The organism is Cyanobacterium aponinum PCC 10605 (genome assembly GCF_000317675.1).
In the GTDB taxonomy this organism is placed as follows: Bacteria; Cyanobacteriota; Cyanobacteriia; order Cyanobacteriales; family Cyanobacteriaceae; genus PCC-10605.
This window is the reverse complement of record NC_019776.1, coordinates 492,147-508,271: the sequence shown is the minus strand read 5'-3', so window position 1 is coordinate 508,271 and position 16,125 is coordinate 492,147. Positions and strand designations below refer to the sequence as shown.

General features: G+C 34.3%; 15 protein-coding genes. 8 read left to right on the top strand and 7 right to left on the bottom strand.

Going from position 1 to position 16,125, the window contains the following annotated elements; genetic code table 11:
* Positions 1–22 precede the first annotated feature (22 nt).
* Complete coding sequence (gene lipA, locus CYAN10605_RS02050) at positions 23–916, bottom strand: lipoyl synthase (RefSeq protein WP_015218274.1); 894 nt, start codon at positions 914–916, stop codon at positions 23–25.
* A 98-nt stretch (positions 917–1,014) separates the two neighbouring features.
* On the opposite strand from lipA, the gene CYAN10605_RS02045 reads away from it, so the two are divergent.
* The 3 genes from CYAN10605_RS02045 to CYAN10605_RS02035 all read left to right on the top strand — a co-directional run bounded on the left by CYAN10605_RS02045 (position 1,015) and on the right by CYAN10605_RS02035 (position 2,936).
* Positions 1,015–1,569 carry a response regulator gene (locus tag CYAN10605_RS02045; RefSeq protein WP_015218273.1) on the top strand — a complete coding sequence of 185 codons (555 nt, stop codon included), beginning with the start codon at positions 1,015–1,017 and terminating at the stop codon, positions 1,567–1,569.
* Positions 1,570–1,572: 3 nt separating this feature from the next.
* Positions 1,573–1,779 (top strand): hypothetical protein, encoded by a 207-nt coding sequence (locus CYAN10605_RS02040; protein WP_015218272.1) that lies wholly within the window; start codon positions 1,573–1,575, stop codon positions 1,777–1,779.
* A 128-nt stretch (positions 1,780–1,907) separates the two neighbouring features.
* Positions 1,908–2,936, top strand: a complete 1,029-nt coding sequence (locus CYAN10605_RS02035) for an AI-2E family transporter (RefSeq protein WP_015218271.1) — start codon at positions 1,908–1,910, stop codon at positions 2,934–2,936.
* A gap of 271 nt (positions 2,937–3,207) precedes the next feature.
* Here CYAN10605_RS02035 and CYAN10605_RS02030 read toward each other — a convergent pair whose 3' ends face one another.
* From CYAN10605_RS02030 to CYAN10605_RS02020, 3 genes are all read right to left on the bottom strand, one after another.
* Entirely contained in the window at positions 3,208–3,753 is a 546-nt protein-coding gene (locus tag CYAN10605_RS02030; RefSeq protein ID WP_015218270.1) for an NUDIX hydrolase, read from the bottom strand.
* A 132-nt stretch (positions 3,754–3,885) separates the two neighbouring features.
* Positions 3,886–5,130: a bifunctional cobalt-precorrin-7 (C(5))-methyltransferase/cobalt-precorrin-6B (C(15))-methyltransferase gene (locus CYAN10605_RS02025; RefSeq protein WP_015218269.1), complete on the bottom strand. Its 1,245-nt coding sequence runs from the start codon at positions 5,128–5,130 to the stop codon at positions 3,886–3,888.
* Positions 5,131–5,420: 290 nt separating this feature from the next.
* Positions 5,421–6,917: a helicase C-terminal domain-containing protein gene (locus CYAN10605_RS02020; RefSeq protein WP_015218268.1), complete on the bottom strand. Its 1,497-nt coding sequence runs from the start codon at positions 6,915–6,917 to the stop codon at positions 5,421–5,423.
* Between the two features lie 331 nt (positions 6,918–7,248).
* On the opposite strand from CYAN10605_RS02020, the gene pgl reads away from it, so the two are divergent.
* Both pgl and CYAN10605_RS02010 read left to right on the top strand, forming a co-directional pair.
* On the top strand, positions 7,249–7,962 hold the full coding sequence (pgl, locus tag CYAN10605_RS02015) for a 6-phosphogluconolactonase (RefSeq protein WP_015218267.1): 714 nt from the start codon (positions 7,249–7,251) through the stop codon (positions 7,960–7,962).
* A 33-nt stretch (positions 7,963–7,995) separates the two neighbouring features.
* Complete coding sequence (locus tag CYAN10605_RS02010) at positions 7,996–8,511, top strand: FHA domain-containing protein (RefSeq protein ID WP_015218266.1); 516 nt, start codon at positions 7,996–7,998, stop codon at positions 8,509–8,511.
* Between the two features lie 186 nt (positions 8,512–8,697).
* Here the strand turns inward: CYAN10605_RS02010 and CYAN10605_RS02005 are convergent, their stop codons facing one another.
* Positions 8,698–9,654: a PhoH family protein gene (locus CYAN10605_RS02005; RefSeq protein ID WP_015218265.1), complete on the bottom strand. Its 957-nt coding sequence runs from the start codon at positions 9,652–9,654 to the stop codon at positions 8,698–8,700.
* A gap of 150 nt (positions 9,655–9,804) precedes the next feature.
* The gene (lepB, locus tag CYAN10605_RS02000; protein ID WP_015218264.1) at positions 9,805–10,368 is read right to left on the bottom strand and encodes a signal peptidase I; all 564 of its coding nucleotides are present in this window, start codon (positions 10,366–10,368) and stop codon (positions 9,805–9,807) included.
* Between the two features lie 272 nt (positions 10,369–10,640).
* Between lepB and CYAN10605_RS01995 the strand changes: the two genes are divergently transcribed.
* From CYAN10605_RS01995 to CYAN10605_RS01980, 3 genes are all read left to right on the top strand, one after another.
* A complete protein-coding gene (locus CYAN10605_RS01995) occupies positions 10,641–11,075 on the top strand; it encodes a CAAD domain-containing protein (protein ID WP_015218263.1) in 435 nt (144 codons plus the stop codon).
* A 390-nt stretch (positions 11,076–11,465) separates the two neighbouring features.
* Positions 11,466–12,449 (top strand): GntR family transcriptional regulator, encoded by a 984-nt coding sequence (locus CYAN10605_RS01985; protein WP_015218262.1) that lies wholly within the window; start codon positions 11,466–11,468, stop codon positions 12,447–12,449.
* A gap of 509 nt (positions 12,450–12,958) precedes the next feature.
* The gene (locus CYAN10605_RS01980) at positions 12,959–14,707 is read left to right on the top strand and encodes a R3H domain-containing nucleic acid-binding protein (RefSeq protein ID WP_015218261.1); all 1,749 of its coding nucleotides are present in this window, start codon (positions 12,959–12,961) and stop codon (positions 14,705–14,707) included.
* A gap of 173 nt (positions 14,708–14,880) precedes the next feature.
* Here the strand turns inward: CYAN10605_RS01980 and CYAN10605_RS01975 are convergent, their stop codons facing one another.
* A complete protein-coding gene (locus CYAN10605_RS01975) occupies positions 14,881–15,945 on the bottom strand; it encodes an ABC transporter ATP-binding protein (protein ID WP_041922402.1) in 1,065 nt (354 codons plus the stop codon).
* Positions 15,946–16,125: the final 180 nt, after the last annotated feature.

The window sequence follows — 16,125 nt, the reverse complement described above, 5'->3', positions numbered from 1 at the left end:
GTTTCTCCCCAATACCTCGACATCATGACTCGTGAGCATGGTAAGAGCTACGAACTAAAGGCGCACTACGCACATGACTGAAGCCTAAAGAAGAAGCTATTTTCCCTAATTCTTCAAATTCATCGGGAGTCCAATACTTTTGTACAGGTAAATGAGCTAAAGATGGTCTGAGATACTGCCCTAAGGTGATGCGATCGCACTTTATTTTTCTTAAATCTTCCAAAGTAGCGATAATTTCAGCTAAGGTTTCCCCTAATCCTAACATTAACCCTGATTTAGTAGGAATATCCGGATTTATCTCTTTAACAATCTCCAATACTCGTAGAGAGCGATGGTATTTCCCTCCCTTGCGCACAGGATTTTGTAATCTTGCCACAGTTTCCAGATTATGGTTATAACAAGCGGGATTTGCCTCTACAATAGTTTTAACGCTGTCCCACTGCTGTTGTAAGGCATTTTTTCCCGTGCCAAAATCAGGAGTTAGCACCTCTATTAAAGTATCAGGATTCATTTTCCTAATCGCATCCATTACTTTTACAAACCAAAACGCACCCCCATCAGCCAAGTCATCCCTTGCCACAGAGGTTAAAACTACGTATTTTAGCCCCAATAAATTAACTGCCTCTGCCACCTTTTGCGGTTCATTTTCATCTAATATCATAGGTGCTTTACCCTTTTCCACCTGACAAAAGCCACAGTTACGAGTACACACATCCCCCATCAGCAAAAATGTTGCTGTACCTTGACTATAACACTCTCCCCGATTAGGACAACGTCCTTCTTCGCAAATTGTATGAATTTTTCTTTGCTTGACAATTTTTTGAACCCTTGAAATCTCTGATGCTTTACCAATGGGGGCACGTAACCAAGAAGGCAAATTAATTAAATCGGAGGTAGGAGAGCTTGTTACGGTCATACTTAAAGATAAGAAAAATTAGATAAAATAATCATATTTGATCATAGTTTAATATACTTAATAAGATTAGGGTCTTTAATTTAGACAAGGAGTTGATTGTGTCAAATCACAAAGTATTAGTTATCGATGACAGTATGGTCATTAGAAGAACCGTCAAGGGTATGTTACCAGATGATAAATTTGAGGTAGTTGAAGCCAAAGACGGCGCCCAAGGACTAGAATTAATTCATACTTGTAACCCTAACTTGATCATGTTAGATTTCTTTTTACCGAAAAAGAGTGGTTATGAAGTATTCCAAGAAATACAAAAAGATCCCCGCCTCAAAGCCATTCCTCTACTGTTAATGTCTGGACGGAAAGATGAAGTAACTGATAAAATACCTGAACCCTTTGAATTCTTTTCATTTTTAGAAAAACCTTTTGATCAAAAACAGCTAATTCAGGGTATTCGGGAATCTATGGAGAAATCCAAGAAACTTGCCCATTTACAACCTGTATCTAGTGCTACCGCTCAAACTACTATGGATAGTGGTGTTGATAGTGATCAATTACAGAAACTACAGGCTCAAGTTAAACATTTAGAGTCGGAAGTTGCACAAATGAAAAAACAAATTAATCAGTTAGTTTCTTTCATCAAGAAAAAATTACAGTAAATAATGTTGGTAAACCAGTTTTTTTTCCTTAGTAAAGTTATTCTTTTATCTACCCTTATTTCCTTTATAATTAAATACGGCTTAGATAATTGGATTTTAGAAATTAATGAAACTTTTTTAGCTATTTTTATTATTTCTTTTCCTGTTATCACCCTTGTAATTATCTTATTAGTAAAACATCAACGAGAGCTTAGTAAATGGGAAAGTTAAATTCATGGTTAACATAACAATAATCAACTATTGATTTATCAACGGAAATCTAAAACCTGAAACCTAAAACTTATTTAAAATTTATCGTTTTAGACAGTGAAAATAAACTAATATCAGCTTAACGAATTATGGATTTTGCCAAGTGGATCAGTTTTTGCAGTGTTATTATTCTTATCTATATCATTTGGCAAGTTAGAAAAATTTTGCTGTTAGTTTTTACTGCGGTTGTTTTCGCTATCACTCTTAACTTATTAGTAGAAAAATTCTGTAAATTAGGTTTAAAAAGAGGTTACGGGGTTATCATTGCTACCGTTATCTTTTTAATTGCGATCGCACTTTTTTTTGTGATTGTAGTACCATCCTTAGTTTTTCAGTTTCAGGAATTATTAACTCTTTTACCGCAAGGTATTGACAAAATCATATTTCAAATAGAAAAAATCAAAAATAATTTATCTCCTGAAATAAGTGATTCTTTTCCTGATTTAGAAGAAATATTGCCCCAAGTTCAACCCATTATTAATGATTTATTAACAAGAGGATTTAATTTTGTTTCAGGATTTTTAGGTGCTTTATTAAGTGGTGTTTTACTGATAGCATTAACCCTAATGTTTTTGGTTGAACCTACTCCTTATAAACAAGGATTTGTGCGTTTATTCCCTGCTTTTTATCGTCGGCGTATTACAGGTATTCTCAACCGCACGGAAAAAGATTTAGAAGAGTGGTTAAAAGATACTTTTATCAAAATAATTGCCGTTAGTATTTTAACTTTTATTGTTCTTTTTATTCTCGGTATTCCCCTAATCGCCGTTCAAGCATTATTAGCAGGTATTTTGTCTTTTACTCCTTATATTGGGCCTATTTTTAGTATTATATTCCCAGTTGCGATCGCATTTATTTATTCCCCTTGGAAACCTTGGGCAATTCTAATAATTTATATCTTAATTTTTTGTGGTGTTGATAGAATTATTATTCCAAAATTAAGACCTCATCGAGTAAATTTAATACCAGCAAATGTCATTATTGCTGAAGTGATTTTTGCCAGTTTTCTAGGATTATTAGGCTTATTTTTAGTTGTACCATTAACTATTATTAGTCAAATATTACTAGAAGAAATTTTAATTAAAGATATTTTTGATCATTGGCAACGAAAAAATTAAATGGCTCTATTACTTCTCGTCGTGTAAATTATTGGTTAGGGTAGGCAATGGGCAAGAGGCAAAGGTAAATATTGTTGGGGTGAATAGTGTTGGGGTGAATAATTAATAACTCTGAACACTCATTACTCGTTACTTATTACTTTCTCCAACACCTGCAACCTGAAACCTGACACCTTGTCTCCCTCTCCCCTCATCACCCCAACACCTGACACCTAACCTTATCGGATATTCTTAAACTAAACTGAGGTTATCATATATTCCAAAATCCCCGTTAGATAAAAGGGAGTGCCAAAAAATAACTACAAATAGTCTTGGCATCAATTTGATTACTTGTCATTGCTAAATCTTCAAATTCAGCAGGAGTCATTAAAACTACTTCTATATCTTCATCATCATCTTGCTTTGGTGGTTGAGCTAACTTTTCCAAATCCTGTGCTAGAAATGCAAAAATAAATTCATCAGAATACCCCGGAGCGAGGGGAAATTTACCTAAACTACGCCATTTTTTGGCTCGATAGCCTGTTTCTTCTTCTATCTCTCTTTTTATTGTTGTTTCTGGAGCTTCCTCTGATTCTACCGTACCCGCAGGAAATTCCAACAAGCGAGTTTTAACCGCAAATCGATATTGTCTAACTAATACTAATTTACCATCATTGGTGATTGGTACAGCTAAAGCACCTCCGGGGTGACGGATACATTCCCACTCTCCTTCAGCGCCGTTAGGTAATCTTAATTTGTTTACTTCAAATTGAAATTTTTTACCTTGAAAAAATAATTTTGAACCTAAAATCTGCGGTAACTCTGGTATTCCAAACATTTTAATTTATAATCAATACTTTCTTGTGAATAGTTTATCTTAAATCTTGCATTTACCCAAAATTTGATTAATAAAAATAAAATGATATTATTTGAATTAATTGATACAGGGTGATAGGAACAAAGATAATTTTTAATTTTTAATTGCTGTGATGATATTTACGGGATTTAAAGGATTAAAACGAGTCATTTTACCAATAGATAAAGATTTATTTATTTGAGAATTTATAATTTCATAGTCCCATTTATTTTCTTTAAACCATTCTACTGCAATACCTAAATTTTCTATTGTGGCTAAGGCAATTACTATTTTTCCTTCAGGATTAATTTTGTCTTTTATTATATTTAACAATAATTTTAAATTACCACTACTCCCACCAATAAAAACACGGTCTGGAGAGGGTAATGTAGCCATCACTTTTTCTGCAGAATTATGAATAATATTAATATTATTCACCATAAATTTTTGACAATTTTCTCTAATTAAAGAAATTGCGATCGCTTTTTTTTCTATAGCATAAATTTGACTATTTTTAGCAATTCTAGCCATTTCAATACTAACACTACCTGTTCCCGCACCCACATCCCAAATAACCTGTTTTTCTTGTAACGCTAATTTTCCTAATATCAATAATCTTATCTCATTTTTGGTAATTAAAGAAGGTCTATCTGGAAAGGTTTTAAAATAGTTATCAGGAATACCTATGATTGGTAATTGATTAATATTTATTGCGTTATCTTCAATTTTTTGCTTTAAAAAAATAACAATATTTAAATGTGAGATATTATCTAAATTTATATCTTTTTCACTATTAATTTTTGTTAATTTTTCTTGACTTTTATCTCCTAAACTTTCACATAACCAAATATCATAATCTTCTCCTATTTTTATCTGTTGATATAATCGCCAAATCACTAAAGGATTATTATTATTATCTGTTAATAATGCTATTTTTTCTGAACCCTTTTTTAATTCTTTAATTAAAAGTTCAATATCTCTGCCATGTAAACTAATTACTTTACAATCTTGCCAAGATGTTTTCAATTTATTAAAAGCTAGTTGCACACAACTTAAATTAGGATAAAATTCCAATTCTTCTTGGGCAAAATTTGCTAATAAAATTCGTCCAATTCCGAAAAATAATGGATCTCCACTTGCCAAAATAACAATATTTATCTCCTCTTTTTTTTTCTCTTTAATCTCAAAAATTACCTGATTCAAGTCTCCTATTTTTATTCTTTCTCCTTTATGCTCAGGAAAATAGCTTAAGTGGCGATCGCCTCCGACTAATATATTAGCACTACAAACAATTTCTAAAACCTGATCATTTAGACTTTTTTTCCCTTCTAAACCTATACCAACAACTTTTATCGTCACAACTTTTAATTAATTTCCTATAAAAAACTATGGATAGGATTATTATTATAGCCAATATTTATTTAACCTCAGTTCGGTTTGATAATATTGGGTGAGGGTAGGTTTCAGGTGTCAGGTTGCAGGTTGCAGGTGTTAGGGGTTTTTAGCAAGGGGCTTAAGCCCCTTGTTTAAGTCAGTTCGGGTTAAGGCAATTTTATCGTTATTTCTAAGAAGAAGCTATAAGGTTTTCTGACTACGAGTTGGGATGCTTTCAGCTTATCCAAAACTCAGGTTATTTATATTATTAATACTTAATTAATCCAATCTAAATCAAGATAATTAATTTTACCATAAGGTTCTAAAGCCTGTAAAATTTGACGACCATAAATACGGTAATTAACTCGATTATCTAACAAAGCTAATACTCCCTGATTTTGTCTAAGAGAAATACTAATTCTTTGTAAATTTTTAATGGCAATAGGCAGTAAATAGAGACGAAACCAATCTTTTTTTTGACTTTTAAAATAACTAACCTTAGCGGAGATAATGGGGTTTTCTAAAGAAGGTAAAGGTAAAGTTGCCATAATTACTAACTGAGGAGAAAGTAAGGCATCTTGATAATTTAACCAAAAATCAGTGTCACAAACTAAAATACTATTTAAGGCTAAATCAGTAGTTTTTAACTTTACCCTTGAACCAAAATTAGCCGCTAAACTAGCAGTAATTTGCCCTTGCAAAGGTACATCATCAATTATAACGATAATAGGACAATGATTTATTTTTATACCACTAATTAAAGCTAAAATTTCTTGATTAACTTTTGTCGCAAAACTAGGATTATTGGGAAAAGGAAAATTATCAGGAAAGTAGATTTTAAGGATTTTACCTTGAGGATTAGGAGAAAATTTTAAGCAAGTAAAGTCTTTTAATTTAAGTCCTAAATGGTTGCCATAATCAAGGGGGACTTTTTCTGGTTCTAAATAGTCAGCAATAATAATTAAGTTTTGGTCTAGCCATTTTTCCTCCATAATTGATTTTAACTCTAAAGGTGTAGCTTTCAATAAAAAAGATCCTTGGGAGCGGTTAATTATAAAATAGTGAATATATTTTTCCTGTGAAAATAAAGAGCTTAAAAAATCAATCAATAATTTATTATTACTTTGGCTATGAATCAAAATATCTTTAATTAGGTTTTTTTCTTGCTTTTCCAATAAATAACTATCGTAAGGATTGGGAGGATGAGAATAAATAAGTTGTAGTAAATTAGCTAGTTTTCCTCTGATTAAATCTTGATGAGAAAAATCTAAATCTTCAATCATGGAAAGTAGTTGAGAATAGCTAATAGTTAATGTTAAATATTCATAGGTAGTTTCTATTAAATTTTCACCTTTAACAATAATTGTGGTTAAATGATCTATGGCTTCATCTTTGAAAATTCTTTCTAACCAAGTTTTAGTGTCAACAATATATAATGTTGGTTTTTCTAATTCCTTATTTTTAGGATAGTAATTAAGAATTTTTTTATGATAATCAATATATTTTTGAATAAAGATACATTCTTCAAAGATAAATTCTAAAAGTGAATTTTCTTCAACGATTATAACAACAGAGTAAGGAGATAATAAAGCAGGAATTAAATAACTTAAATAATAATGTTTATGATTGATACCAGTTTGAATAATAGTAGAACTTTGGAGCCTTAATCCACGGGCTATCATTCTCCCCATTGTTAATTGATGTATCCATTCTTGTTCACTGTGAAGGCGGGAAAAATCTCTTAGTTGACTGTGGACTTTTGCTTCTAACATTGATAATGCGTCTATTTTTTACAAACAACAAAAAATAATTATTTTTTAGTCAATTAATAATTAATTAACTCCCCTCGGTATAAAAATCTCTGATTTTGGCAGGTTTTAGGTATCAGGTTTCAGGTTAAATTTCTCAAATACTGATTCATCAATATCTTTAATTCCTAATTACTAATTGAAATAACCTTTACACCACCAAAAATTTTATATTGAACTCAGATTAATTAATAATTCTCCCTTTATTAGTTAGTGTTTAAAATAAGGGAAGAATAGTTTATAGCTCTATTCTGGCTTTTATTCTGTAAACTTCAAAATTCAACATTTTTTATTTATGACCCAGATTAAAATTGTAGCCGATAAAAATGCCCTAGTTACTTCTGCTTCTGATTTCATTATCAATAAAATTAAAGAGACAATTGCAAACAAAAACATTTGTTCGATCGCACTTGCTGGAGGTAGTACCCCTAAACCAATTTATCAAAATATTGCCCAAAGTGATTTACCGTGGGATAAAATTCACGTCTTTTGGGGAGATGAAAGATATGTGCCACCCACCCACCCAGACAGCAACGAAAAAATGGCAAGAGAAGCATGGTTAAACCAAGTGGATATACCTGCACAAAACATTTACCCCATGCCAACTTTAGGGAATAATCCCATGGCAGATGCGTCTAAATATGAACAGGAATTAAAAGACTTTTTCGGTGTAGCAAACGGTTTTCCTAGTTTCGATATTATTTTATTGGGAATGGGGGATGATGGACACACTGCCTCACTTTTTCCTCATACTAACGCATTAAAAGAGTGCGATCGCCTCATTACTGTAGGAAATAAAGAAGATAACCAAAGACTAACTTTTACAGTTCCCTTGATTAATCACGCTCAATGGGTTATTTTCTTAGTATCGGGAAAAAATAAACAAGAAGCCTTAAAAGCCGTTTTTGATCAAGAGTCAGATAGTGACCAATATCCCAGTAAGAAAATACAACCCCAAGGGGAGTTAATCTGGTTTATTGACGAAGATGCAAATTCTATTAGGAATTAAGAATTATTTTGTTTTAGCATTAACCAAAAAAAGATGGTAGAAAATAACAATAATCATCAAGAAGAAAAACATTTAGAATCAGAAATTTTTACCGATGTTGTCACCAATGTGGTGGGCAATTTGGATGAGGTATTTGACTCCACTGAAAATATACTCACTTCCCAATCTCTCCCCTTCACCAACATTACCCCCGATAAAACTCATATACAACCGATAAGTGCTACTTTAACTCATGTACAAACAGAAGTAGAATTAGAGTTACCGATTCATTTACCTGTTGTTCATTTAGGTAAACCTAATGACCATACTCCCCCAGATATTGACCTTTCTGGCTTTCCTCACTCTCAAATTGTCTCCCGCACCCATGCCAAAATTTTTCAAGAAGGGGATGATTTTTATATAGAAGACATTGGCAGTGCTAATGGTACTTATATTAACCATGCTCCCTTACCCACAGGCAACCGTCACCGCTTAAAAAATGGCGATCGCATCGCTTTGGGCAAAGAAGATAAAGTTAGTTTCATTTTTCAGTTAAAATCTAGTTTGTAGTTTTCTGAGGATAAATAAGTAACCTCAGTTCGGTTTAAGAATATCCGATAAGGTTAGGTGTCAGGTTGCAGGTTGCAGGTGTTAGGGAGATAAGGAATTTTTAATTTTTAATTCTTAATTATCAACTATTTACCTTGTCATAACATATTTGACCATAAATTCGGTGAAATAATTTAATACTGTTATTCAGCAATGCTCTTTTTCGTAGGCGGCGACAATTTTTTGCACAAGAGGATGTCTAACTACATCTGCTTGAGTAAGGTAACAAAAACCAATACCCTCTACATTTTTTAAGATTTTGGTGGCAACTACTAAACCCGATTCTTGATGAGATGGTAAATCTGTCTGAGTTATATCTCCTGTTACAATCATTTTTGAACCAAAGCCTAAACGAGTCAATACCATTTTTAATTGTGCTGGAGTGGTATTTTGAGCTTCATCAACAATGACAAAAGCATTACTTAGGGTTCTTCCTCTCATATACGCAAGGGGGGCAACTTCTATTTTTCCCCTTTCCATCAAATCAGGAATTTTAATCGGTTCAATAAATTCATATAAGGCATCATAAAGAGGGCGCAAAAAGGGATTTACTTTCTGTTGTAAGTCTCCGGGTAAAAATCCTAATTTTTCTCCTGCTTCTACGGCTGGACGTGTTAAAATGAGGCGATCGCACTCTCCATTTAATAAAGCCTGTACAGCGATAACCGCTCCTAAGAAAGTTTTTCCAGTTCCAGCAGGACCGATACCAAAGGTAATATCATATTTTTTAATAGCCTTGACGTATTGTCTTTGACGAAAAGTTTTTGCTCGTATCAATTCTCCATGACGGGTTTTGGCTAACACATCATTTTGAATATCCTGATACTCTTCCACTCTTCCTGTGTCTAATGCTTGAAATGCAGTTAAAATATCTGGTTGAGTTATGGATTTAGCCGTATCCCAATAGGGTTTTAGAAAATTAACTACATCCATACTCCTCTGTACAGGTTTTTCTTTTCCGTAAATAACTAAATCTTGCCCCCGCAGTATTAAATTTGCTCCTGTATGACGGGCAATAAATTGTAAATTTTCTTCTTGAATACCTGCAAGTGCGATCGCACTTTCTATATTTGGTAAGGCAATAGTTTGAGTATTTTCAGTCATTTAAGAATTAGTAATTAAAAAAGGGCAAATGGTAAGAGGCAAGAGGCAAGAGGCAAGAGGCAAAGGTAAATAGTCGATAATTAATAACTTTTAACTCTTAACTCTTCAAACCCCTAAATCATCTCTCTTTAACATCTTAAGGAAAGAATATTAAATGATACCAATATGTTCTGGAGGCCAAAAAGTGAAAATAGCTTTGCCAATAATGTTTTCTACGGGTAAAAATCCCCAAATATGAGAATCATTACTGTTGTTACGATTATCTCCCATTACAAAGACATATCCTTGAGGTACTTTAATCGCATCTAAGTTGTATTGTGGGGGACTGAGAATATAGTCTTCTTCTAGGGGTTGATTGTTAACAAAAACTTTTCCTTCTTTAACTGCAACGGTTTCTCCTGCTTGAGCAATAATTCTCTTGATGAAGGCTTGATCTTGTTGATACCCCAAAATTTGTAGTTGCGGAGGGGGACTGAAAACGATAATATCTTGATTTTGAGGCTTAGTAAAATTATAAGATACCTTGTCCACTACGAGGCGATCGCCTATGGCTAAAGTAGGATACATAGACTCAGAGGGGATAAAACGGGGTTCAGCAATAAAAATCCGAATTAATAGGGCAAGAATTAAGCCGAAGGCAATGGTAGTAAAGTTTTCTTTGATTATTGTCCGAAGACTGAAATTTTGTTTTACCGTTTCTGAGGATTTGGTCATAAATTATAAGTATTGTTGAGAAAAATATAGTTATTATTTTGGGATTTATTACTATAAATTTAAAGTTAAGTTTATTGATTATCAATTATAAGACTTGAGGGTAATCTTCTGTAGTGATCCAAAAATGCTTATTCTAAACTTAATCTTAGGGAGAATTAATGTTAAGGATCATAAAAGAGAAACTCTTTGATAATATTAGCAAGAGTCAATAATTTAATCAAAATCAGACTCAAAAGAACTATCTAAAAATTTACTTTAGGAGATATTATTTTATGGAATCTAAAGTTCAAGACATGGAAACTAAACAAGAAACAATGGAAAAGAAAATTAGTAATGATGTCCCCGGAATGATGACTACCACTGGTAAATCTGCTGGTGATAGTAGTTGGCAAGAATATGTGGATTTGGTGGTGGACTTCTTAGCAAAAGTTCCTGAACAATTAGGCAGTTTCTTTTCTGATTACCAAAAACCCCTTACCACAACTGGTTTAATTGTTGCATCTGCGATTACCGTTTATATTACTTTATCTGTTTTAGATGCGATCGACAATATTCCCTTACTTTCTTCTATTCTTGAATTAGTTGGTTTGGGTTATAGTGTTTGGTTTGTTACTCGTTATTTACTCAAAGCGTCCACTCGTCAGGAATTATTTTCTGAGTTTGATAGCTTAAAGCAACAAGTTTTAGGTGGTAAAGCTGACAATTAAGCTAAGTGGTAGGGCTTGGGATATGAGGGAGTTCGGGGTTCGGAAAGGGCTGACAGGTGTCAGGTTTCGGGTTTCAGGTGTTTTTAATTCTTAATCCTTAATTCTTAACTATTTACCTTTCCTCTCCTCCCTCGAAAGGGCAGGGCTGTTTCAAAAAAAAAATTAGGTTAACTGAGATTAAGTAAAAGTAAGATATACAAGGATTTTTTTCTATTAGTTAAAACTTTATGAACAAAAATCCCCTCATCTCCCTCTCCCCCTATCTCCCACTCTTTTTTCTTTCTCGAAAATGAAACAGCCCTGCCTCGAAAGGGGGGATAAAGGGGGGTTTGCCCTTTGCCCTTTACCCTTGCTTGTTGCCTTGTCTTAATTTTTAACTCATCTGTACTGATGTTTAATTTTCGCATCCAAGCTGATAGTCATATTTCTCCTTCTCAACAGTTAATTGACCAAATTCAGTTTGCGATCGCATCTGGTCAATATCCCCCCGGTCATCGTTTACCTAGTACAAGACAACTAGCTCAAATCACTAATTTACATCGCAACACCATCAGTAAGGTTTATCGACAACTGGAAAAAAAAGGTTTGGTAGAATCCATTACAGGTTCAGGTATTTATGTTAAATCTCAAGGGGATGAAGGCAAAAAAAAAAATAAGCATTTAGTCGGATTAGAGTCGTCTCAGGCAGACATTATTAAGAGAACTATTGATCAATTATTAGAGCAAGGTAATAACCTAGAACAAATTAAACAACTTTTCTTCGAGGAAATTGAATGGCGTTTAAGATGTAGTGCCTTAATCTTAGTAACAGTTCCAAAAGTGGACATCGGTGCAGGGCAGTTAATGGTACTAGAATTAGAACAGGCTTTATTAGTTCCCACTCAATTAGTGCCTTTAGAAGAATTAAATCACATCCTAACTCAAACCACATCCGCCACAGTGGTAACAAGTCGTTATTTTGTACCTCAAGTATTGGAAATTGTCTCTCCAGAATCCATAAGGGTTATCCCTATAGATATTTATGACTACAAAAAAGAATTAACCATTATTAGACAGTTATCCAAAAATACGAATTTAGGAATCGTTAGCTTAAGTGGTGGTATTTTAAGAGTCGCAGAAATTTTAATTCATAGTCTCAGAGGAGATGAAATTAATACAATTACCGCTACTATTCATGATCAGCGAAAACTTAATCATCTTATTCGCTTTAGTGATGTAATAATGTGCGATCGCAACTGTTCCACCCTTGTCAAAAAAAACCTGCAAAAACTACAATCAGACTTGATCAGAATACCAAAAATTATTGCAACCAATAACTATATCAGCGAAAAATCGATTCAACTCCTAAAAAAAGAACTAGAAATTAGCAATTAAGAACAATTAAGAAAAGGACAAAGGAAGAATGAAAAATAGTTAACTTCTAATTCTTGATTTTTACTTGTTCAACATGAAACAGTTCAAGAGAAAAAAGAATGATTTAACCTCAGTTCGGTTTAAGAATAGGTGAGGTGTCAGGGTGTTTAGGGGAGAGGGAGACAAGGTGTCAGGTTTCAGGTTTCAGGTTGCAGGTGTTGGAGAAAGTAACGAGTAATGAGTAATAGACATCTCCAATAATAGACATTTTAAGGGCTGAAGCCCTTACTACGAGCCAACGAAAAATAATTTATGGAGAGGTCTAATGAGTGTTCGGAGTTTTTAATTTTTAATTTTTAATTCTTAATTCTCAACTACTTACCTTTGCCTCTTGTCCAAGAAAGTAAGAAATCCAATGGCGAACTTACTAACAAAACTGATATTAATAGTTATCATGGACACAAATAAATGTTTGACAAATTCACCAAAATACTTAAACTCTTTTTAAACCTACTTTATTAACATCAAGAATGGAATTAAAACTACCCCCTCACAGAATGCAAATTACCGATGATTTAGACAAATTGTTGGAGATACTGCCTTCAAACATAAAACAACCATTAGAAAATCATCCTCAAAAAAATTCCTTGATAGAAATAGTGTTGGATTTAGGCAGAAAACCAGAAGCAAGATTTTCTCATCGTACGGAATATCTAAGTGATCAATTAATCACCAGAGAGGATATAACTCATTGTGTGGCGAGGGTAGGAAATTTTAGTGCCGACAACAGAGCAGGAATTGAACGCACATTGCACCGCATTAGTGCTATCCGTAATCGTCAGGGTGACATTATCGGTTTAACCTGTCGTATTGGTAGGGCGGTGTTTGGCACTATTCTTATGATTAAAGAATTAGTTGAAAGTGGTCAATCTATTCTGTTATTAGGTCGCCCCGGAGTCGGTAAAACCACAGCTTTGAGAGAAATTGCCCGGGTTTTAGCCGATGAACTAGAAAAAAGAGTGGTTATCATTGATACCTCTAATGAAATTGCTGGAGATGGAGATGTACCTCATCCTGCTATCGGTAGAGCTAGAAGAATGCAAGTGGCACGGCCTGAATTACAACATCAGGTGATGATTGAAGCAGTGGAAAACCATATGCCTGAAGTAATTATTATTGATGAAATTGGTACGGAATTAGAAGCCCTTGCCGCCAGAACTATTGCTGAAAGAGGTGTACAGTTGGTTGGTACAGCTCACGGTAATCATTTAGAGAATTTAATCAAAAACCCTACCTTATCGGATTTAATCGGTGGGATTCAATCGGTAACTCTTGGCGATGAAGAAGCCCGTCGTCGTGGTTCACAAAAAACCGTTTTAGAACGTAAAGCTCCTCCCACCTTTGAGATTGCGGTAGAAATGTGGGAAAGACAAAAATGGGTAGTCCATGAAGATGTTGCTCAAACCGTCGATTATTTATTGAGGGGCAAACAGCCTATACCTCAGTTAAGACAGGTTAATGATGAGGGGGAAGTATCTATTACCAGAGATCCCAGTTTTTCTTCTCCCCAACAAGTTAGTACCAATCCTCCTACCCTAATTGATATTCCTAATAAACCCACTGGTTTAAGGGCGCAGGGAAAAATGACTCCTTTACCGATAGCTCCTCATCCTCAGTCCATTCATAATGACTTTGAGGAGATGTTAGCAAACTCATGGTATCAACTAGAAAAAACAGGACAAAAAATGAGGACTCCTGGTCCTAATGGAGAAGATTTCCCCATTTATCTTTATCCTTATGGTATTGGCAAGAGTCATTTAGATCACGTTATTTCTATTCTCAAGTTACCAATTGTGTTAACTAAAGATTTAGATTCGGCGGATGCGGTTTTAGCACTGCGATCGCAAGTTAAACATCATTCAAAGTTAGTACAATTAGCAAAAGAGCGTCAATTACCCATTAAAAGCATCAAATCTAATAGCATTCCCCATATTAGCCGTGCTTTAAAAGAATTAGTCAGTTTAGAGGATGGTAATGAGCCTGAATCTTTAGATATAAGGGTTTTGACAAGAGTAGGCAGTGACGATGAAATTGAGGCTTTAGAAGAAGCCCGTTTAGCAGTGGAACAAATTGTTATTCCTCAAGGGCAACCTGTGGAGTTATTGCCCAGAAGTGCCAAAGTCAGAAAAATGCAACATGAGTTAATTGAACATTATAGACTGCGATCGGACAGTTTTGGTGATGAACCAAATCGCCGTTTGCGTATCTATCCTGCTTAAACTTACTTGTTTGATTGTTTCAAGGGGTGAATATTCAACGCCCCTGCTTCCCAAATACCCAAGGCTGTTTTATTCTAAAATTTTCTGGTTAAGGCAGGGAATAGGCAATGGGCAATACTGAATAGTTGATAATTACTCATTACTCTCCTAAACCTGCAACCTGCCACCTCTACCTAATGTTTAATGAGAGGAAAAATTTGGGCAGATTCGGGTATAACATCTAATTTTACTTTTGTTCCCACAGGTAACTGCGTTTTCACATCCGTACGGGCATGAAGTCTTTTTCCTGACTTAGTTTCCAAGCAATAACGATACTCTCTACCTAAAAATTCCCTTTCCTGTATCACTGTTACCCCTTCTTCATCAGGATGCAAAATCACATCTTCTTGACGAAACATGAGTTCTCCTTCTTGATAATTCACAGGTAAATTTAAACTCCACTCCCCCAATTCGGTACACCACACATCCCCTTGTCTCGTAGCTTGTACAAAGTTTGCCTGAGTCACAAATTCCGCCACAAAACGGCATTGAGGACAAGTATAAATATCTTCTGGAGTTCCCAACTGTAATAGTTTTCCGTCTTGCATTACCCCAATTTTATCTGCGATCGCCATTGCTTCACTTTGATCGTGAGTAACAAAAATTGCGGCGGTGTTAGTGCTTTTTAAAATACTTCTTACCTCATGACGTAATCTTTCTCGCACTTGTACATCCAAATTACTTAAAGGCTCATCTAACAAAATTAATTCAGGTTGGGGTGCTAATGCCCTAGCTAAAGCAATACGCTGTTGTTGGCCACCCGATAACTCATGAGGATAACGCTTTTCTAAACCACTTAAACCTACTAATTGCAAAACTTCAGCAACTCTTTGTTTTATTTCCTGATTGTTAGGGCGAGGTTTTTTCGTTTTTAGACCAAAAGCAATGTTATCCGCAACACTTAAATGAGGAAAAAGAGCATAATCTTGGAACACCATCCCAGTTTTTCTCTTTTCGGGTTCAACCCACATAGAATCCCCCGCCACAATATTATTTGCTAAAAAAATACTTCCTTCAGAAAGCCTCTCAAAACCAGCAATCATCCTTAATAGAGTCGTCTTACCACATCCAGAAGGACCCAACAAACCTAATAATTCCCCTTGTTTTAAGTCAAAGCTAACCTGATTTACCGCAGGAAGTTGTTTTGCAGAGAATTTTTTACTTACTGCTTTAACTTGAAGAATTACTGATTCTACCATTATGTGCCTCGCCAATGATAACTGATATTTAATAAGAATTATTTTCAACAATCTTAAATATATCACTTTACCTTTCAAATTGCACATTTTTAGCAACATCAGTTCGGATTAAGGCAATTTTATTGTTATTTCTAAGAAGCTATAAGGTTTTCCAACCACGAGAAAATAATACTTTCAGCT